Genomic DNA, 247 nt, shown 5'->3' on the forward strand with positions numbered 1-247 from the left:
GCCTTTACCTGGCGCCAGGGGCTGGATCGGCTGATGCTGGGGTTTGCTGCACCGCCGCAGTTGGCCGGGGACAACGCGCCGCTGCTCGGTGACTACTGGCCTCTGGATGCTCTGGAAGGGGCGAGTGGGCAATTGCTGGGACGACTTGTGGAGTTCGTCGAACGTCTCGGCACACTGGCCGACCAGCTTGCGCGGCCGCGTCCGTTGGGCGAATGGGCGGACGACCTGCAAGTGCTGATCGATACGC

Annotated in this window: 1 protein-coding gene; it reads left to right on the forward strand. The window is 66.0% G+C overall.

Annotation, left to right across the window (positions count from 1 at the left end; all coding sequences use genetic code 11):
- Nucleotides 1–247, forward strand: a 247-nt coding sequence (locus AAEZ09_RS28905; RefSeq protein ID WP_350601753.1) for a hypothetical protein, incomplete at both ends; no start/stop codon positions are given.

Source organism: Pseudomonas sp. 65/3-MNA-CIBAN-0223, from assembly GCF_040310425.1.
GTDB lineage: Bacteria > Pseudomonadota > Gammaproteobacteria > Pseudomonadales > Pseudomonadaceae > Aquipseudomonas > Aquipseudomonas gregormendelii.